The following is an 18,524-nucleotide window of genomic DNA, read 5'->3' as shown; positions in this document are numbered from 1 at the left end:
TCACGCCGGGCTCACGCAGCCACCTCCGCGCCCTCCCCGTGGTCTACGATGGTGACCCACACGAAGAAGACCACGCTCAACCGAACCGCCATCGAGCGCGACCGGCACCGCGGCCACCGCCGCAACCGCCGCCACGAGGAGCACCATGGACCAGATCGACAACGCATCCCTCTCGCAGGCCGGCGACGTCGCCCGCGGCCTGCTCGACCTCCTGGCCACGGCCACGCTCATCACGCTCGCCGTCGCTGCGCTCGTCGCCGTCGCCATCCTGCTCAACCACCTCGCCCGCAGGCGCCTCGTCGATCGCCTTACCGCACCCCGCCTCGCGCAGATGCGTGCCCTCAACGAGCGCTACCGCCAGGCCCTCGGCCCCGAGGTCGACGCCCTCGCGCACCTCAGGCAGCACGTCGCGCTTCCCAGCAAGGACGCCTTCGACCGCTATGACCCCACAGCAGGCCTGAGTGCCTACCTGACCGACAGCGCGCCCTCGCTCGCCGCAGTCCCCGCAGATACCTGGCGCGCCTACGCGGCCGAGGCCCGCGCCATCGTCGACAGCACGCCGCGCCCGGCCGTCCCGTGGCACCTCCTCTGGAGCGCCGACGCCCCGCACGAGCAGGCCACCAGCCAGCTGCGCGAGGCCGAGCTCGTGCACATAACCTGGGTCTGGTCCTACGTCTCCCCCAAGGGACGCAACCGCTACATCGCCAACCGCGCCTTCGACGCGCAGGACGTCTACGTAGCCCTCGTCGCAAGCGAGGAGCGCGCCCGCCACGAGGCCTCGCGCGAGCACCAGCGCGCGCTCATGACGCCAAGCCTGCGCTTCGACATCCTCAAGCGCGACGGCTACCGCTGCCAGCTCTGCGGGCGCACCGCCGCCGAGGGTGCCAGGCTCGAGGTCGACCACAAGGTGCCCGTCGCGGCCGGCGGCCTCACCGTGCCCGAGAACCTCTGGACCCTCTGCCACGACTGCAACAACGGCAAGTCGGCGAAGGAGCTGTAGCGCCATTACTGCTCAAACGTTAACAAGTTGATACACCAAATTAAAGAGACCATTGTGATTGCGTGGCGGAATTAACTGCGTTGAAGGGATTCGCTAAATTGCCGCACGGATTGACATCAGCCCCACTTACGGGTGACATGAATTAATTGTTCAACAGCGCACCTAGTATCAATAAGTGTCCTGCTTCGCCGAATTCCCGAAGGAAAGGAAACGACAATGTACGGATTCTCGCTTCTGATACTCCTCGCGTTCCTGGTCGGTTACTTTATTTCAATTCCACTCCTTATCCAAGCCGCAAAGGAGAAGGGACATTACCCGAATGGAGGCACGGGCATGCTTTGGGCTGTCGGGATCCTTGCCTCTCCAGTCGTATTAGGTCTCTATGTCTGTGCACTGCCGGACATGCACTTGTGGAAATTTGCCGCCGCGAACGGCAATTCAACCGCCACGTCCGCAACCGAACAGGACGAGCTCCCGAGCATATAGAAGGGTTAGACCATGGCCGATTACAAGGTTGTCTTCCGTTCCGACGGTACGACCAACGGAGAGCATCGACTGCTCTGGTCGCCCAAATCCCCCGCTCTACTGACGGCCGTACAGGTCTCCCGCAACACACAAACGGCAACTGCTTTCCTCCAAGTAAAGATTCGCAACGTTTCCGACGAAACAATCCGTTCTGTCGGATGCAGCGCAACGCTTTTCTACTCCGACGGCACTAATGAGGTCGTAGAGTTCGATGATCTAGACGTTGACCTTGAACAAACGGCGGAAAAGCCGCTGAAGGCACAGAAACTATCTCGAGGCGACGTGGAGGCGGCTGACGTCATCTTGACGAACGTCACAACAGACGAGCAGAAATGGAAAGCCGAACAGGATCCCATTGATGTTCCGAAGCTCGACCCGCTCTGCTTCAGCAAAAGGGCGATGAGACGGCGGCATCAACTACTGAGCAGGAGCGGAGGGAACAAGCGAGCGTGGAACAGGCCAGTGTTCGACAGTGAAGGTTGGTGGGTCTGCTCATGCGGCCAGTTAAACGTTGGCCGCACTGCCTGCTGCGAATGTGGGTTAAACAAGAGCTTGCTGTTGAGTACCGAAGATGAGACCGAGCTCTTGGCTTCTGCCGACGAAAGGGACGACGCCATCTATCAGAAAGCCGCCATTCTTTCAGAGCATACGGGCGACGAGAAGGCGATGTCTCAAGCGATTGAACTCTTCCGCCAGATTCCCGGCTGGAAAGATGCCGACAAGCGGCTGACGGCCTGCAACGAAGCCGTGTCAGCTAATAAAACGCGGTTGAAGAGGTACATTGCCATCGGCGCAGTCGTTGTGGTAGCCACCGCCCTCCTTGCCGTCTTCGTCATCGCTCCCGCTATCACGCGCGAGACAAAATATGGATATGTCCAAGGTCATCTGAGCAGGAACGACGAGACGACATATAACTACCTAAGAGAATTGAAGGGGTCCGGCTATAAAGATTCAGCGGAGCTCTATTCAAAACTCTTCGACTGGCGTTTCGAAATTGGTTATTCGTCTAGTCACTCATATCGTTCCATTAAAAAAGGAAACGAATGGCCAGACGAGCAAACGATTAGGGATGACGATCGCGATAACTCTACTGACCACGAAAGATATCCTGTTTACCTCTACGTGAGAGCGACAAGCGGGCCTCCGAGGAGCACCAAGCGGCTAAAGATCTCAAAGCAGATTTACGGTAGTGACGGTAGTACATGGGGCTGGGTGAACACGAATTTAGGACTTGGCGGAGCGCGTGACTTGAGTTGCTACGACATAAAGTCCGATGGAACCGTTCTGTCAGGTGAGCTCTATAAATGTACGCCCGGCACCCAAAATCTCTGGTCGGACGAGGGCTGTGGGTGCAAGGTTAAGGTTACTGATTACGATTCCGGAGAGGTGATTTACGAGGGCGAGGCCATCAAGCGCTAGCCACCCATAAGCTGCTGCCGAAGGCCGTTACCAAGGAATCAATCTCCAACTTGCAGCACGTTACGGCGATGCCCGTGCCAGCAAAGGTGCGGGCATCGTGTTGTGTCAGCCCGCCTTTTCGAAGAGGGGCAGGACAGCCATAGACAATGGGGCGATCGCGGCCAGGCAGCCCCGCACCCTACCACATCCGCTTCTCGAACCGGAACATGCCCTCCGGGAACTGCCCGTCCCCCGCGAGTCAACCATATCCGGGTCGTTCGGGTCGGGGTGGTGGCTGTTGAAGAACTCCACGATGTGGAAGCCGCACCGATTCACGTAGAAGTGGATGTTCCTAGTCTCGAAGTACGGCGTCACGAGGCCCCACGCCCGCACCTGCGGGTACATCCGCTCGATCGCGCACCACGCGACATAGCCCACGCCCCTGCTGTGGACGCGTGGGCTCACGAAGAGGATCTCGAGCTCTCCCCTGTCGCCCTCGACCTTGACGATGGCGCCGCCGACCTTCTCGCCGTCGCACGCGATGCGATAGGCTTCGCCTTCGCCGAGACAAGCCCCAATCGTGCTCCGGGCAATGATCTGGTCCCTATCCTCAAAGTGGTCGTCGCGCCGGCCGAACTCCTCGAGCGCGCCGTAGTGGTAGCGTACGCTCAGAAATACTTCGTCAAGAGGCCGAGTGCCATCTCAGGCGCTTCAGGATGCTCCTTGGCAAGGCGTTTTGAGTCCCTTGCGTATAGCAGCGCCCGCTCGTCCATCCCGCTCTCTATGAGAGCCTTCGTGCAACTGATTCTTATAGACGTGCCTGTGGGTTTGGAGTCGAAGCCTTTCTCAAAGAGCCTATCGAGAAGCTCCTCCGAGCTGCCTCGCCAGTTTCGAACGGTCTCGTACTCGCACACGAAGAACCAGAGTCCGACGCTCCGAAGCTGCCTGAGCCAGTTGTCGGACATGTTGCACAACTCCAGTTGGCGCCTGCGAGGCGTGCGCTCCATCGGCTTCCGAGCACCCTCCCCATTGAAATTCGTTTCTGCTTGAAGTGGCCTGATGCCCGACTTGAGAAGGTACTCGAACGTCTCGTCATAGTATTGCGGCGGCCTCGTGGGGTCGTATTTCGAGCCTTTCGGGACGTAGATGACGTACCCCTGCCGTGCACGCGTTAAGAGCACCCGGTATCCGTTCTTTAGATAGCGTTGGAGCATGACGTCGTGCACGTCCTGCCACTTGTCGCCGTAGAACCGGTGGTGACAGAACTCGCCATCGTGGTATCGGTAGTCGCCCTCCCAGGCGACGACGGCGTAGTCGATCTCGAGTCCCTGGATCTTGAACTCCGACGCGGCTATCTCCATGAAGTAGGACGAGTCGATGTTGTCCCTTCCCCTCAGGAACCACTTTACAGCGTCGAAGTCCATCGGCACGAGGATGCCGTCCGCTCTGATGCGCTGCCCGTACGAATCGGCGACAATGCCGTAACGATCCGACGGACGCTTGGTCATCGATCTAACCCAGTCCTTGGCGTCGTCGATGTTTCGCGTAACATAAATTGGATAGTCGGCCTCAATAGAAGCGTACAGCTCTCGGGCGCGCTCCGGCTCGTTCGAGACGACTGCCTCGGCGAATGCCGCGACGTTCTTGTTTCTGAAGCTTCGCATGTCAACGGCGAGGTGCAGCTCGTCGAGCTGAGTCGTGTTTGGCGCCAGCGTCTTCAGGTCGGCGTCTCCGAGATAATTCTCGCCGCGAATTGAATCGGGGGCGTACACATCCCATTCCGGGAAGTGATCCTTCAGAGCCTTGAACCACTCGATGATGCCCGCCTCACCTTTGTTTATCTCCTGTCCACCGCCGACGAGGCACACGATACAGGCCCAGTTTTCATGGCGGTCCATGTACTCGATGAGACACTGCGGCTCCGACTTGTGGACCTCTCGCTTGTTCTGCCTGCGCGTCTTCATCTTGTAAGAGAGCTGCTGCTCGGACCAAGCCCGCTGTGCCTCGTCGAAAATGGCTATGTGTTCGGGCGGCGGCCCATCCGTCGTGAACAGCTCCTCTCGAAATAGGTGCACGCCCTGCACGAACGACTTCACCTCGGCCTCGATCTGGCGTTTTGTCTTCTTAGCGAAGCACGTGTCGCACGATTCGTTGCCGCCCATGCGCCTGCACGCCTCGCACTCGGCGGCGTTACGCGCCTGTTGGTCCTCCACTAGGGACGCCTGTAAAACGGTGATAAGCGGCCCGTTTCCCGACAAGAAGACCGCAGTGTCCTCGCCATGCCTGCCGCCCTCCGAGCGGCGCGTGCTCGCGATGTTGAGGCCGACGAGCGTCTTCCCGGCGCCTGGGACGCCGGTCACGAAGCAGATAGACTTCCTACCGTTTTCCCGGCTGTAGTCGACAATGGCGTTCACACACTCGGTCGTCCGCATGATGTTGGTGAGGCCCGCTTCGTTGCGCGATATGTCCTCGACCGTGTTGTGCTGGTAGAGAGCCTGTGCAGCCTCAATGATAGTGGGGGTGGGCTTGTAATCAGACGCAAGCCATGCTTTGTGGTTAAACGGACCTCCGGAGAGTCGTACGCAATCCATGGTTCCGTCGATTACCTCGAGCAAGTTGGAGGAGTTGGCGCGCTGGACGCAGCAGATGCCGTCATCCACTTTGAGGGGCCTGACGAGTTCGGCAGGCGCATCAGTGCACACTAGGACCGGGAAAAGCGCCCTCTCATGACTACCTTCGTGGAAGTTCTTCAGGTCGAACGCGTAGTCCATAACCTGGCTTGCCGCAGCCGCCGGATAAGTTGTCTCACCAGCTTTGAACTCGACGACGAATATGTAGTCTTTGATGAGTACCATGGCGTCCACGCGTCGCCCCATCCTGGGGATCATGTACTCGAAAGCGACCGTACAGTCGGGATGGGAGGACGCTACTGGCGACAACGCCGATAGCTCACGCGTCCATGCAAAAAGCTGCGTTTCTGCTAGCGAGAACATGCCAACGTGATGGCTCGTCAGCTCTGCAATAGCCTTGTCGACGAAGTCGGGGCGAGCGAAGTCGCTTCCCCTGCACGTGAAGAAACTCCGGTCTCTCATGACGCCTCTCCTGGGGATTAGGTCCAGGATCCGGCAACTGCCCGAATTTGTCAATCAGGAGAGCACTTATAACGCATGCCGTTACGCTTTTTGATGAGGATGTTGTCGATGCTGCCTTTGCCGCTATCAAGACGCTGCTTTTGAAGCCTTGGCAGAGATTGCATCGAGCAACTCCGGGTCCCGCATAGCGTTCCATCCGAGCGTATTGAGAATCGAAAGTGCTACCGCATATGACATTTTGGGCGGCACGGCGTTTCCTATCTGACGGTATCGCGAACTCTGCGAGCCGTGCCATGGCACGTCCTTCGGGAACGACTGGATGGCAGCAGCCTCTTGAACCGTAATCCGTCTGAGCCTGCTCGGTATTGTTGTAACCACCTCGCCGCCGCCCATCAGCGAATCGTGATACGTCTCGACCCACTGCTTCGCGCCGGTCTCAAGTGTCTCTTGATCCACGATGGGCGTGCGGTTGCCGCCCATCGACGCTGGGAGCGTCGGTGCGGGCCGATTCATGTCCATCGGACGGCCCTGGCCGTTGAAGAGCATCCCCGCGAACGGCGACTGCCTGAGAATCGGCTCCTTGGCCGCCGTGACTTTCGCCTTGCAGGTTTGGTCATTACCCGGCTGGCCCATGGCCGGAAGGCTCCTGAGCGCCTGTGCCACGCCGACATGCTCCTGAACCGACGGCGCAGGATATTCATACTCGACGCCGCTGTCGCGGAATCCCACCAGGAACATCCTCTCACGCGTCTGCGGCACGCCGTAGTCCGCGCTATTGAGGACTTCTAGGTACGTCTTGTAGCCGATCTTCTCGGCCTGGCTCCTGATGTCGGCTATTGTGCCAGCCCAGCGCTTGTTCCGCGCCAGCGCCTTAACGTTCTCCATCACGAACGCCTGCGGCTCGACGCGCTCGACCATCGCAAGAAAGTCGAACACGTGACGCGAGCGGGGGTCGTTTGGATCCATCTTGCCAGCGACCGAGAAGCCCTGGCAGGGCGGACCGCCGATAACAAGCTCAGCACAGCTCTTTTCGGGAAGATGCTCCACCTGGCGTATGTCCCCAGTCACGATCTCATGGTCGAACGGCACGCCGGCGCGCTGGGAGATCATGTCCATTGTCGCTGCGTACGTCTCCATGGCGTCGGCGTTGATGTCATTGGCGAACACCGGAGTGAACCCGGCGGCGATGAAGCCGAGGTCGAGGCCCCCGGCACCGGTATACAAGCTGACGAATCTGGGCATCTCCACTCACTTTCTAGATGAGCTCATTCTGTTGTAGAATGAGCCCTATGGATGATACCATATCGCACGTAACGCAAAGAAGCGAGAGCGGGATATCCGAATGACCGACAAAAGCACCAGCCTAGGCGCGCTGCTCGCCAAGTGGCGCAAAGCCGCCGGGCTGTCACAGGCCAACATGGCCGACGCGCTGGAGACGCAGCAGGCAACGATATCGAAGCTCGAGTCCGGCGCCTACAAGCTGAGCGTTGCGCAGCTAATCTCATTCCTGAGCGCGTGCGGACTTACCGTGTCCGACGTCGCCGGGGAGATCGACGCCGCAACGAGAGCGGAAGACAGGCCTTTGTGGGAGAGAATCGATGAGTAGCGAAGCCATATCAAGCGTTGCCGATGCGTTCCTCGCATCGTCTATGCCTATTGACCCGAACACGACGGACCAGGCGGCCGAGAGGGCGATCTCCTTCTACAGAACCGCGCCGGCTGCGATCTCGCTTCCCGAGGAAGAGGTCGCAGAGCGTTTCTCCGAGATGTGGGACCTTTGGTTTGCCGAGGGCGGCACCCCCTCGAAGGAGTTGCGTGACGCCGTGCGCGAGGCCGTCGGCGTCGACGCCAACATGAAGAGGCTTGCCGGGGAGTACTTCAGGCTCGTTGAGAAGCTCGAGCAGAAGTTCTACATGAGCCGCGCACACGCAGTCGCGCTCGTCGGTTGCGCGCCGCTCATCCGCACGCTGGTAGTTGAGCAGCACCTTGGCCTAGACCGCATCAGGTCCATCCTCAACGTGCCGGGCGCCACGTTCGACGCGATACGCAGCGTGCTCGGCGCAATCGGCATATCGGCCGCATTCGTCGTCGACAACATCGACGCGATACACCAGGCCGACACCGAGGACGTGTCCGCCTATTTCGGCGACACGCCCGCCGACGAGTCGGACGGGACCTTCAAAGGCCTGCTCGGCAACTTCTCCCGCAACGAGGAGCTTTGGGAGGAAGTCACAGAACTCGTGCGCGTCGGGTTCGAGCCATACCTGTTCATGCTTTACTTCGAGCTGCTAACGCTCGATACCACCGACAGGTTCCCCGGCAGGGCAATCTACGAGTGCGGGCCGCGCGGCCAGAAGGTCCAGGCGCTCTGGAACTCGATGTACCACCCAACCCAGGCGAACCCATACCTCAACAACGCGAAGTCGGTCTACTCGCTGGACACGGCATGGGCCGAGACGAAACTCTCGCACGAGACCCAGAACGGCTCCATCATGCTCGCCGACATATTCGACATCATGAGCGAGCTGCCCTACACGACCCGGCGACGAGTCGCGCATGTGATCAGGTGCTACCTCGTCCACGAGGCGAACGAGAAGCAGGCATCGACGCCCCTGCCCAGCATCACACCAGCAGGCATCCGCTCGTTCGTGGAGCGCGTGGCAACGTCGAACAGCCGCACAAAGGGCGTGCTCGACCAGCGATTGGTGGACTTCCTCACCATGTGCTCCCACGACTACGACAAGTGGGGGGCCCGTGGGCTCGGTTCTTCAGTCAACGAGACGAACACATCGGGCAGAAAGTTTGGCGACGTCGAGTACCTGAGCCTTGAGGACAGGAGAACCTTGCACGCCTACGAGGCGCATGGCGGTGGCCTGCGGGACGAGTACGTGCAAGACCACATAAACTCTCTCGTCCAGACAGTTGACTACTTCAAGCGCGATGCCAAGGATCGCGGCGAGGAGTTCATGCGCAACGTCGAGGTCGCTTACGTTGCGCACGACATATCAAGGCTAAGCCGCTTCAAGGACGGCCACGCAGAGACAATCGGCGACATCCCGTTCACCTTTCGTTTCATGACCTTCTATGACTTGCTTGAAGAGGCTGGTGGCATTGATTCCGTGTCAATGCAGACGGAGCTGTTTGACGAGCTTGTGCACCACCGTATTTCGAGGCTACCCGACGCATACTCCCTCAAGGAGAGATATGCACTCATGCTTGACACAGCGCGGAGTTGATGCCTTTGCACTGTCTTTAGACAAAACAATTTCGAGTAACACGAAATGATGTTGTAAATGGACGATCATAAAGAACCCATTAGATACTTAGACCTTTGCAGCGGCATTGGTGGTTTTCATCAAGCTATGGATAGGCTCGGATGCATTTGCGTCGGCGCGTCTGAGATAGACCAGGTCTGCATTGATACATACCGCGCGAACTTTCCCGACACTCCGATGCTGGGAGACGTGCGAGACCTTGATCCAAAAGACCTCCCAGATTTTCAGTTTGTATGCGCAGGGTTTCCGTGCCAGCCGTTTAGTAAGGCCGGCAAGAGAAAGGGCTTCAAAGACGAATCGAGAGGCCAGCTTTTCTATACAATCATGGACATCATTGACGCGCATGACGAGGTTGAGTTCATCCTCTTTGAAAACGTTAGGAACCTGGCGGATCGCAAAGAGTACTGGGAAACAATACAGGAAGAGCTAGCAAAGCGCGATTTCACGATAACGACCAGACCGATTATCCTTTCGCCCTCAGACTTTGGCATCCCCCAGATCAGAGAGCGCGTCTTCATCCTCGGCATCAGAAGCGACGTCAAGAACCATGATCTTCTGCCGTACGGCCAGATAATCGAGGACGACCTTTGGCTTAGAAAAGCAACATGCAAGCCAAACGCGGCATTCGATATCCTTGATGAGACTCCGAGCAACCCAGTCCGCCTTGCCCCAGACAAGGAAGAGGCCCTGTTCGCATGGGATGAGTTCAGGGAAGAGATCGGTATTACCACCATTGGTTTTCCCATTTGGCTCAGCTGCTTCGGACTTGGCATAGAATTCGATCGGACATTCTTCAACCAGATCGGCCTAGAATCGATGCCCGGTTGGAAGCAGAACTACGTGCGCAGGAACCGACACCTATACCAAATGAACCGTGACTACATCGACGCCTGGGTTCGACGTTACAACATGCTCGACCGCACTAAGCTGCTGCAGAAATTCGAGTGGAACTGCGGCGAAGACGTGCCCGATATAAAGCATGGGCTCGTTCAGATCAGGCAATCAGGAATCCGCGTAAAGAGACCCGACTGCTTCCCCTCTCTTGTTGCCATGGCGACAACGCCCTTGATCTGGGACGAGAGCATAAATCATTTCCGGGAAATAACAATCCGTGAAGCTGCGAGGTTGCAAAGTTTCGATGAGGAGTTCGTATTTACCGGAAGCAGTAAACAGGTGTACAAAGAGCTAGGAAATGCAGTGAACGTCGAAATCGCATACCAGCTTGCCCAAGGCTTGCTGAGACTGCGAAATAGTGGACTGACGCTGAAATAGAAGTTCGGGAGCATCAACTGCACATGAGCTACGACGGTGACTTTACATTCGACATGAGGCCCCAGGCGGGCATACTCAACGTTTTTTCAAGGCTTAGCTATAAGCCGCAATATGCCATAGGCGAGTTCGTGGACAACTCGACTCAATCCCACCTCCTGCACAAGACAGAGCTCATCGATTCTGAGGACTACTATCGTCTGAGGATTGATATCGAGTACGATCCCGGGGCCATGACACTTACAGTCACCGATAACGCATATGGCATGGAACGAGACAGGTTTCTTGACGCCATAAAACTCGACGCAAAGAACTCCGATCAGATGAATAGCCGTAACGAGTTTGGCATGGGCCTCAAGACTGCAGCCTCCTGGTTCGGAAGTGTTTGGAGCGTGACCAGCACCCAGCTCGGCTCAACAAGACAATTCAAGGCAACCGTCGACATCCCCTACCTCCACGAAAGCGGAGAGAGCAATATCAATATCCGCGTAACCAATGTGCCGCCATACACTCACGGCACGGTTGTAAAGATAGAGAAGCTAACGAAGAAGCTTGCTGGTCGCTCGATAGGCAAAATCAAGGATATGCTAGGCAGCATGTACCGGCGCGATCTTGCTAATGGTGACGTTGAAATAATGTTTAACGGCCAACCCATAACCTTCGAGCAGTTCCCGATACTTCGCTTTCGGGATCAGCAATGGAAGAAGCCACTTGATTTCGAGTTCGACTTCGGGCCAGAGAAGCATCATGTGACCGGTTTCGTGGCAATCATGGATCCCGGCTCCTTCATCAAGGCGGGATTCGCCTTATTCCGCCGGGGGCGAGTTGTCCTTGGCGGTGCTGACGCCAATTACAAACCACGAGAGATCTTCGGTAACGCCAACAGTGAGATATCGCTGAAGCTATTCGGCGAACTGGACCTCGACGACTTTCCAATCAACCAAGCCAAGGATGGCTTTGTTTGGGAGGACGGTCTGGAAGATGCCTTCATTGAGGCACTTAAGATGCAAATAGCCGACTTCCGCAAAATCGCCGACATGACGAAGAAGGCGCGGATGCAGGAGTCGCAGCTAGCGACACCGGCTTCTAACAGGGTTGAGGCCCAGGTCACGGACACAATAACCCGACTTAACAACGGCTTGAACAAAGCGAGAGACGACGTCGAGGAAGCGCAACCAGAAGAAGTGTGCGCCAACGATACAGGCGAATCGGCGGAGAGTCGCTACGTGCAAAACTACCGCAAGATGCAGCGCGAGGAATCAAAGGTCCCGGATGAGTTGCTCAGCGACGTACGCACCTATCCCATAAAGGTCAGTTCAACTCAAACCAAGACCATCGAGGTGCGCTGGTCCATTGAAAGCGGCGAGAAGTGGATCGGCGTAACGTACCCCACGGATGATTCCGTTGCCGTGACCATAAACCTGAACCACCCGTTTTTCAAGCCGTATTCGAGGGAAGAGGACTTTCAGGTCGTGTTGGAGAAATTAGTCATAGCTTTCGTGGCGTCCGAGGAGCAGGCAAAGCTTAACTCGACGCAAGCTGGCATGATTATTTCGTCGGCAATTCGCAGCAACATGAACCGAATACTATATGCGATGGCGGTGAATGGCAATGGATGATGTTTACGCCCATAACGCTAGTGCACAGGGCATAGTTATCGAATACGGGCATTATTCTGAGCTCGTCAATTCGAAGCACGAAAAGGCTTACGGTCCAGAAGGCGCGACCAGCACCCGTGATGCTGCCACACGCATTCTATCTGACGCCATGAGGCAAACAAAGGACGCGAGTCAAAGCAACAACGTGCTGCTTGTTGGGAAGGTTCAATCTGGTAAGACTTCAAACCTTGAAATGCTCAGCGCCCTCGCATTTGATAACGGGTTCCGAATTCTCGTCTTGTTTGGCGGATACACCGCGAACCTTCTCGACCAGAGTGTGAAGAGATTCAGAAAGACATTCGACATCCCTGATTACGACGAAGACTTCGACCTTGAAGACTCTGATGCCCCGGTGCTCATGTCCACTGCCACTAATAGCGAGATATCTTTAGACATAAGCGGTTGCAACGAGGATTATCTGCGCCACGTTCTCGAATCGGGCAATCCCATAATCATTGCCTGCCTCAAGCATTACGACAGAATTCGGCAGGTAGCGGAAAAACTCGCCCTGCTCAGAGGGGTGGAAGGCAAGGCCTTGATCATCGACGACGAGGGTGACCAGGCGAGCCTCAACAACGCGAAGGACAAGGCTACTGACGCATCGTCTACCTACAAGAGCATCTGCGCCCTCAAGGATGTTCTGCATGATCCGCTGTACTTTTCGGTAACAGCGACTCCACAAGCGAACGTATTCTTGAACGAATTGAGCCAGCTCATTCCTTCGCGGCTGCATCTCCTCAGTCCCGCAAAGGGATACTGCGGCGCCGAAGTGTATCATCTTAGCGACCCTGGTGTGGTGATAACCAGCGACGATGACTTCGAGGCGTGCCTAGAAAACAATATGAGCCCCGAGTCGTTCCAGACTGCGATACGGCATTTCCTCGTTGCGAGCGCCATTCTCACGACACGTAAGGATGTCAAGAGACGCAATAAGTCAGATATGGTCATCCATGCACGCAAGGAAATCAAATACCACGAGCAAATTTCACAGTGGGCCGAGGCGTATCTCAACGATTTAAGGGGCGTTCTCTCTGATGCAATCGAAGGAGACGACGATGCCGCCGTTGCGCTGTTCAAGCCTATATACCTGAAAATCTTTGATGAATGCACTCGGGAGGCCGTGCCATTTGACAGAGACTTCATCGAGAAACTATACAAGGTTGCTGACAGCAGTGTCGTGTTGCGACAGAACTCGAGAGAGAAGAGCACAAATAGCAATTCAATAATCTATCAGCACCGCATCAACATAGGAGCCGATCTTCTGCAGAGAGGCATCACCTTCGACCATCTGCTTACAACGTATTTTGTCCGCTGGGCCAAATCCGGCGGAAACATGGACACGAACCTCCAACGCGCGCGCTGGTTTGGATACAGGTCCCAGTACGTGGAACTCACAAGGCTCTTCACGACGGAGGAAATCGCCCAGGAGTTTTCGTATCTTGGCGACATGGAAGATGACCTTTGGACGCAAATGGAGGAAGTCGAAGACGGCACTCGAGAAATCGGAGCTATACGAATTCTTGCCGAAAGAACCAAGCAACAGCCGACCAGGAAATCGGTAGTAAACTACTCAATTATCAGAGTCGATGACTGGACGAAACAAAGCAACGGCCTGTTCGACAAGGACAAGGCACGACGCAACAGGGACGTGATAGAAGACTTCGTGACACACCACTCATTCGTGGGCGTTGACTATGGTAGACAGCTTACGAACGAACCGACAGCCCTCATGAGCATGGCGGATGTGCACGACGTACTCAAGTTGATCCAAACCCTCGATGATGCGATTTTCGATGGCGACGGTGGCAGTTTTGCGAAAACGGAATTGCTGCAAAGAATTCGTACTGCGAAGAGCGTAGCCGTATTGCAGATGTCCATGGGACAGGAACGCAGCCGCAGCTTTTACAAGGACAGCCACAGAATCAAAGCTCTCCAGCAAGGCCGCAGTAGCACTAGCGTCGAAGAGTCGAAGTACATTGGCGATAAAACGGTTATTAACCCTAGCGCTGATATCTCGATTCAGATTCATCACATTGTTCCGAAGATAGATGAAGTCGACTATCAGGAATACGAACAATACCTTCTGGCGATATATGACTCCAGAAAGTCGCCGAGGGCCTATGTGAAAGTGTAAGGGGGGTGCTAGGGCATGGGCATCATAGACGCGATTGGCGAGTACCCACATGATGGACGTTTTTATCTACTCGAAGAGATAACCGATCGGGCAGGTTTTTTCGTAGTCGATGGACTTCCTGTTTATGGCGTTATTGCGAAAGGGCATAGATCAACAGCCCCCGTGCGGACCGCATTGCTGGAACTCAATACGAGGATCGACCTCCTGCCGATACGCAATGGCAAAGAAACTACCGTGCAGACATTCGACCTAATCAGGATGACGATCATACCTGACCAGCGCGAAGCCGATGCCTTCTTCACTCTCTGTAGAGATCACGCCAAGGGCAGCAGTGATTTGACCCTTCGAGAATTCTTCTTCGCAGCTTCTAAACTCTTTCGTCAGAAAAGTGCACAAGGAAAAAGAAATGCCATTGGTTTGTTCGGCGAGTTGACCGTTATGGATCTTGGGTCAAAGCATGGCGTCGACTTGAGCGGGGGCTGGCAAAAAGTCGGTGCCGATTCAAAGTATGATTTCTCATTTGACGATTGCAACATCGAAGTCAAAACAACCACTCGACGCGAGATGATTGCCCTAATTAAACATGCTCAGCTCTTCAACGAAGACAGGAACATCCTTTGCTTCTGCCGAATTGAAAAATCACCTGTTGGAACCACGCTAAATGAGTTGTCGCAAAAACTCAAGGACGGCAACGTCTGCTTTACGACACTTGAGTCAAGACTCGCGCTCGCGCGAGAACTCCTTGCAATCGAAGATGCAGACCTCAATACTCCGTATAAGCTGGTCGGCATCACCTTCTACGAATGCGAAGACATCAACCCATTTTTGGAGGTTTCTGACCGCGTCGCATCCCTATCTTATGAATACGACTTATCTGGTCTTCCAACAATTGCTTTCTCCGAAGCACTGAGCCCATCCTGAGCGACTGAAAAATGACCATGTGACACCCCTAGACAATGCCCGTACCGGAAAAGGTGCGGGCATTGTTAGTCTCTGCCCGCCCTGCGAGACGAAAAACAGACAGGAAGATAGACGGTGAGACTAGTGGCAGCCTGGAAGCCACGCAGGATGCGCAGGTCCAGGAGCAGCAGGAAACGCAGCAGAGCCAGTCGCAGATAGGAACTCCGACTACGAGAAGCAGAATACAGATCGCACGAGAAGATCGCATCGCTCAGCCCTGGCGGCCGAAGCGACCAAGAACGCCGAGAACGCCGAGTGGCTGCGCGACGAAGTCGCCAAACTCGAGGCCCAGGAAGAGTCCGATCGGATCGATTTCAAACTGCGGCTCGCGGTCGTGCGCAACATCAAGGCGGCACACGCGCTCCTCTCCGATCACGGCAACGACGTGAACAAGCTCAAGGAAGCCGAGTCCTAGCTCTTCGAGGCCAAAGGCAAGCGCGCCAAGGGTATCAATGCTGGCGGCTCCGGCACGACCGGCCTGCCGAATGCGGGGACTGCCGCCGACGAGAGCAGGACGCTTCGGCACTGGTGCGAGATCGCGGGACTTTCCGACGACGACAAGAAGGAGTAAGACATGCCGAGCAACAGCATCGCATTCGCGAAGAACTACGTATCGGTCATCGACGAGGTGTACCAGCGCGCGTCCGTCTCGGGCGTGCTCAACAGCGGCAAGCGCATGGTGCGCGCCGGGCACAACGCCAAGGAGATCCTCGTCCCTAAGATCTCCGTCACCGGTCTCGTCAACTACACCCGAAACGTGGGCTAAAAGACCGGTGCCATCACCTACGAGTTCGAGACCAAGACCCTTCCCGCAGGCGCTACACAGACTTACACGGTCCGAGTCACATCAGGCAAACGAGCATTTCGTCACTGACCAGAAAGGCAACGGGGCTACGAGGGCTGCACTGACTCACCCCTAGTCGAACACCTCAATCGTGAGTACGTTGAGCCCGTCCTCGTAGCGGTAGCTCACATCACTCGCGAGGTCGCGCACGAGTCGCATGCCCATGCCGCCGAACTCGAGGTCCTCGAACTCAGGGTCGGGCGCCTCGGCCGTGGTGAGGTCGAAGGGGTCGCCATCGTCGACGAGGGTCACGCTGAGTCCCGAAGGCATCTCCTCAACTGCGTACCACGCATGCTTGGCGCCCGAGTATGACACGACGTTCGCGAAGGCCTCCTCCACCGCCAGGGTCGTGCGGCGCTTGAGGGGGCCGTCCGCGCTGGTGGCGAAGATGGCCTCCTTGACCGCGTCCATCGAGGTGATGTCCGCAGGAACCTCGTGGGCGCCAGCGACGGGGAGGCTCTTCTCGGCGGGGGTTGGAGGCGTGTGAGTGAGGGCGAGGGCCGTGAGGTCGTCGAACTGCTCGTGGCCGGCGGCGTGGGCGTCGACGATCTGGGTCGTGGCGTCGACCACGGACTGTGCCGAGGCGAAGGGCGCGCGGGCGGAGAGGCGCTCGGCGAAGGCCGCGTCGCCGAGGAAGGCCTTGTTCTTGTCGACCGCCTCGGTCACGCCGTCGGTGAAGACGAGGAGGGTCTCGCCGGGCGCGAGGGTCACGGTCTCGTCGACGAGGTCGATGTCGTCGAAGAGGCCGAGCAGGGTGCCAATCTCCTGCTTGAGCGGACGGGCGTCGTCGCCGACGACGAGCGGCGTGGTGTGGCCGGCGTTGGCGAAGGTGACCGTGCCCGTCGCGGGGTCGATGACGCAGGCGAAGACCGTGACGAACATGCCCTCGGGGTTGGACTCGCAGATGTGGTCGTTGACCTCGTTGAGAACCGTGGCGGGGCTGTCGCCCGCGGCGAGGCCCTCCTTGATCAAGGTCTTGACCATCACCATGAAGAGGGCGACGGCCATGCCCTTGCCCGAGGCGTCGCCCACGGCCACGGCGACGCGGTCGCCGTCCAGGCGGACGACGGCGTAGAAGTCGCCGCCGACCTCGCGCGCGGGACGGGAGAGGGCCGCGACCTCGAGGCACGGGCGCTCGAGCTCGAAGTGGCCGGGCACGATGCCGAGCTGGATGCGGCGGGCGACGTCGAGCTCGACCGAGACCTGCAGGCGCTCCTGCGTGAGGGCCTCGATGCTGTCGAGGTACTCGGAGATGTCGCCGGCCATGCCGGCGTAGGCGTCGACGATATCGCGCATCTCGTCGTTCTGGGGCATCTCGGGGATGCGGATGTCGCGGGCCTTGTCGGGCTTGAAGCGGCGCATCTCGTCGGCGATGGCGCGGACCGGCCTGAAGACGTAGCGCCTGAGCACGGCGAGCTCGACGGCGAGGAGCAGCAGCGTGACGAGCACGAAGGGGACGATGATGCTCAGCACGGTGTGACTGACCCGTTCGCGCTGGAGGTTGACCGGATAGCTGGACGCGGCGAGGACGTCGTCGTCGAACGCGTCGACAGGCGCCACCCAATCGAGCGTGTTGCCGTAGGCGTTGTCGTACTCGTGCGCCTCCTGGGTGACCTCGCCCACGAGCGCGCGGACCTCGGCGTCGGTGAGCTCGCGGTGCGAGACGGCGCCGTAGGGACACGAGCGGACGAACTCCTTGTCCTCCTCCTCGTCTGCGGCGGCGACCAGGAGGTAGGTGCAGGTTCCGGCCGCGCGGTCCACGCGGTAGGCGTAGAGGTAGCCCATCTCCTCGTCGATGCACATGTTCCTCAGGGCCTGGTGGTAGTACTCGTACTGGTCGGGGTCGGAGAGGTCGACGTTGGGGTCGTCGATGATGCCCATGAGGATCGCGCACTGACGCGCGGCCATGAGGCCGTCCTTGTCGGTCTGGTCGTGCTCGATGCCGCGCACGTAGCTGAAGGTCGCGAAGGACACGAGCGCGACCACGATCACAAGCGTCGCCAGGAACGCGGCGACGATGCGTGACGTGACCGAGCGGAACACGGGCCTAGGAGATGTTGAGGCGCGGTGCGACGCCGGTGAGCCTGAGCACCTCGAGCACCTCTTCGCGGACGTTGGTCAGCACCATGTGACCGCCCATACGCTTGTGCGCGGCGACGATCTGGCGGATGCCGGCCGAGGAGACGTACTCGAGGTCCTTGAGGTCGAGCGTGAGCGAGGTGACGCCCTCGCCGAGGCCGTCGAGCGCCTTGGCGAGCTGGGGCGCGGTCTGGGTGTCGAGCCAGCCCTCGATCGCCATGGTGGCCTGCGTGCCGTCAATCGCGGTGTCGATCGTCATGCTCACTCCCATCTCGTATGCTCGCGTGCAT

16 protein-coding genes are annotated in these 18,524 nt (G+C 57.7%); 10 read left to right on the top strand and 6 right to left on the bottom strand.

The features are described 5' to 3' along the window. Window positions 1–145: 145 nt before the first annotated feature. The 3 genes from M5D76_RS03420 (at window position 146) to M5D76_RS03410 (ending at window position 2,944) form a co-directional block, all read left to right on the top strand. Window positions 146–1,000, top strand: coding sequence for an HNH endonuclease (locus M5D76_RS03420; protein WP_248921982.1), 855 nt, complete (start codon window positions 146–148; stop codon window positions 998–1,000). A gap of 216 nt (window positions 1,001–1,216) precedes the next feature. After that, the gene (locus M5D76_RS03415; protein WP_248921981.1) at window positions 1,217–1,486 is read left to right on the top strand and encodes a hypothetical protein; all 270 of its coding nucleotides are present in this window, start codon (window positions 1,217–1,219) and stop codon (window positions 1,484–1,486) included. 12 nt (window positions 1,487–1,498) lie between these two features. Further along, entirely contained in the window at window positions 1,499–2,944 is a 1,446-nt protein-coding gene (locus M5D76_RS03410; protein WP_248921980.1) for a hypothetical protein, read from the top strand. Between the two features lie 105 nt (window positions 2,945–3,049). Here M5D76_RS03410 and M5D76_RS09325 read toward each other — a convergent pair whose 3' ends face one another. From M5D76_RS09325 to M5D76_RS03400, 3 genes are all read right to left on the bottom strand, one after another. Further along, complete coding sequence (locus M5D76_RS09325) at window positions 3,050–3,466, bottom strand: GNAT family N-acetyltransferase (protein ID WP_428847225.1); 417 nt, start codon at window positions 3,464–3,466, stop codon at window positions 3,050–3,052. A 125-nt stretch (window positions 3,467–3,591) separates the two neighbouring features. After that, window positions 3,592–6,015: a DNA/RNA helicase domain-containing protein gene (locus M5D76_RS03405; protein WP_248921979.1), complete on the bottom strand. Its 2,424-nt coding sequence runs from the start codon at window positions 6,013–6,015 to the stop codon at window positions 3,592–3,594. A gap of 126 nt (window positions 6,016–6,141) precedes the next feature. Next, entirely contained in the window at window positions 6,142–7,257 is a 1,116-nt protein-coding gene (locus tag M5D76_RS03400) for a DNA cytosine methyltransferase (protein ID WP_248921978.1), read from the bottom strand. 100 nt (window positions 7,258–7,357) lie between these two features. Here M5D76_RS03400 and M5D76_RS03395 point away from each other — a divergent pair, with 100 nt between their 5' ends. The 6 genes from M5D76_RS03395 to M5D76_RS03370 are packed head-to-tail and all read left to right on the top strand — an operon-like array spanning window position 7,358 to window position 15,272. Further along, on the top strand, window positions 7,358–7,621 hold the full coding sequence (locus M5D76_RS03395) for a helix-turn-helix domain-containing protein (protein WP_248921977.1): 264 nt from the start codon (window positions 7,358–7,360) through the stop codon (window positions 7,619–7,621). Further along, window positions 7,614–9,251: a hypothetical protein gene (locus tag M5D76_RS03390; RefSeq protein ID WP_248921976.1), complete on the top strand. Its 1,638-nt coding sequence runs from the start codon at window positions 7,614–7,616 to the stop codon at window positions 9,249–9,251. The genes M5D76_RS03395 and M5D76_RS03390 overlap by 8 nt, the downstream gene beginning before the upstream one ends. Before the next feature lie 57 nt (window positions 9,252–9,308). Further along, window positions 9,309–10,562 carry a DNA cytosine methyltransferase gene (locus M5D76_RS03385; RefSeq protein WP_248921975.1) on the top strand — a complete coding sequence of 418 codons (1,254 nt, stop codon included), beginning with the start codon at window positions 9,309–9,311 and terminating at the stop codon, window positions 10,560–10,562. Between the two features lie 23 nt (window positions 10,563–10,585). After that, a complete protein-coding gene (locus M5D76_RS03380) occupies window positions 10,586–12,178 on the top strand; it encodes an ATP-binding protein (protein ID WP_248921974.1) in 1,593 nt (530 codons plus the stop codon). Next, window positions 12,165–14,351, top strand: coding sequence for a Z1 domain-containing protein (locus tag M5D76_RS03375; protein WP_248921973.1), 2,187 nt, complete (start codon window positions 12,165–12,167; stop codon window positions 14,349–14,351). Before M5D76_RS03380 ends, M5D76_RS03375 begins: the two co-directional genes overlap by 14 nt. Before the next feature lie 15 nt (window positions 14,352–14,366). After that, window positions 14,367–15,272: a PD-(D/E)XK motif protein gene (locus M5D76_RS03370; RefSeq protein ID WP_248921972.1), complete on the top strand. Its 906-nt coding sequence runs from the start codon at window positions 14,367–14,369 to the stop codon at window positions 15,270–15,272. 250 nt (window positions 15,273–15,522) lie between these two features. Here the strand turns inward: M5D76_RS03370 and M5D76_RS03365 are convergent, their stop codons facing one another. After that, on the bottom strand, window positions 15,523–15,837 hold the full coding sequence (locus M5D76_RS03365) for a hypothetical protein (RefSeq protein ID WP_248921971.1): 315 nt from the start codon (window positions 15,835–15,837) through the stop codon (window positions 15,523–15,525). Window positions 15,838–15,885: 48 nt separating this feature from the next. On the opposite strand from M5D76_RS03365, the gene M5D76_RS03360 reads away from it, so the two are divergent. Then, window positions 15,886–16,077, top strand: a complete 192-nt coding sequence (locus tag M5D76_RS03360) for a hypothetical protein (RefSeq protein WP_248921970.1) — start codon at window positions 15,886–15,888, stop codon at window positions 16,075–16,077. Between the two features lie 150 nt (window positions 16,078–16,227). On the opposite strand, the gene M5D76_RS09250 is transcribed toward M5D76_RS03360, so the two are convergent. Both M5D76_RS09250 and M5D76_RS03350 read right to left on the bottom strand, forming a co-directional pair. After that, window positions 16,228–18,198 (bottom strand): ATP-binding SpoIIE family protein phosphatase, encoded by a 1,971-nt coding sequence (locus tag M5D76_RS09250; RefSeq protein ID WP_248921969.1) that lies wholly within the window; start codon window positions 18,196–18,198, stop codon window positions 16,228–16,230. 4 nt (window positions 18,199–18,202) lie between these two features. Continuing rightward, a complete protein-coding gene (locus M5D76_RS03350; RefSeq protein ID WP_248921968.1) occupies window positions 18,203–18,493 on the bottom strand; it encodes an STAS domain-containing protein in 291 nt (96 codons plus the stop codon). Window positions 18,494–18,524 lie beyond the last annotated feature (31 nt).

The sequence above is a fragment of the Olsenella intestinalis genome (assembly GCF_023276655.1).
Classification (GTDB): Bacteria; Actinomycetota; Coriobacteriia; order Coriobacteriales; family Atopobiaceae; genus Olsenella_J; species Olsenella_J intestinalis.
Note: the sequence above shows the minus strand (reverse complement) of the source record. Positions and strands in the feature narration are given on the sequence as shown.

Bases quoted from the DNA above. Each gene is read 5' to 3' on its own strand.
- M5D76_RS03370 (WP_248921972.1), top strand. From the start codon at position 14,367: ATGGGCATCATAGACGCGATTGGCGAGTACCCACATGATGGACGTTTT.
- M5D76_RS03395 (WP_248921977.1), top strand. From the start codon at position 7,358: ATGACCGACAAAAGCACCAGCCTAGGCGCGCTGCTCGCCAAGTGGCGC.
- M5D76_RS03420 (WP_248921982.1), top strand. From the start codon at position 146: ATGGACCAGATCGACAACGCATCCCTCTCGCAGGCCGGCGACGTCGCC.
- M5D76_RS03400 (WP_248921978.1), bottom strand. From the start codon at position 7,257: ATGCCCAGATTCGTCAGCTTGTATACCGGTGCCGGGGGCCTCGACCTC.
- M5D76_RS03405 (WP_248921979.1), bottom strand. From the start codon at position 6,015: ATGAGAGACCGGAGTTTCTTCACGTGCAGGGGAAGCGACTTCGCTCGC.
- M5D76_RS03375 (WP_248921973.1), top strand. From the start codon at position 12,165: ATGGCAATGGATGATGTTTACGCCCATAACGCTAGTGCACAGGGCATA.
- M5D76_RS03350 (WP_248921968.1), bottom strand. From the start codon at position 18,493: ATGACGATCGACACCGCGATTGACGGCACGCAGGCCACCATGGCGATC.
- M5D76_RS03410 (WP_248921980.1), top strand. From the start codon at position 1,499: ATGGCCGATTACAAGGTTGTCTTCCGTTCCGACGGTACGACCAACGGA.
- M5D76_RS03390 (WP_248921976.1), top strand. From the start codon at position 7,614: ATGAGTAGCGAAGCCATATCAAGCGTTGCCGATGCGTTCCTCGCATCG.
- M5D76_RS03415 (WP_248921981.1), top strand. From the start codon at position 1,217: ATGTACGGATTCTCGCTTCTGATACTCCTCGCGTTCCTGGTCGGTTAC.
- M5D76_RS03360 (WP_248921970.1), top strand. From the start codon at position 15,886: ATGCCGAGCAACAGCATCGCATTCGCGAAGAACTACGTATCGGTCATC.
- M5D76_RS03385 (WP_248921975.1), top strand. From the start codon at position 9,309: ATGGACGATCATAAAGAACCCATTAGATACTTAGACCTTTGCAGCGGC.
- M5D76_RS03380 (WP_248921974.1), top strand. From the start codon at position 10,586: ATGAGCTACGACGGTGACTTTACATTCGACATGAGGCCCCAGGCGGGC.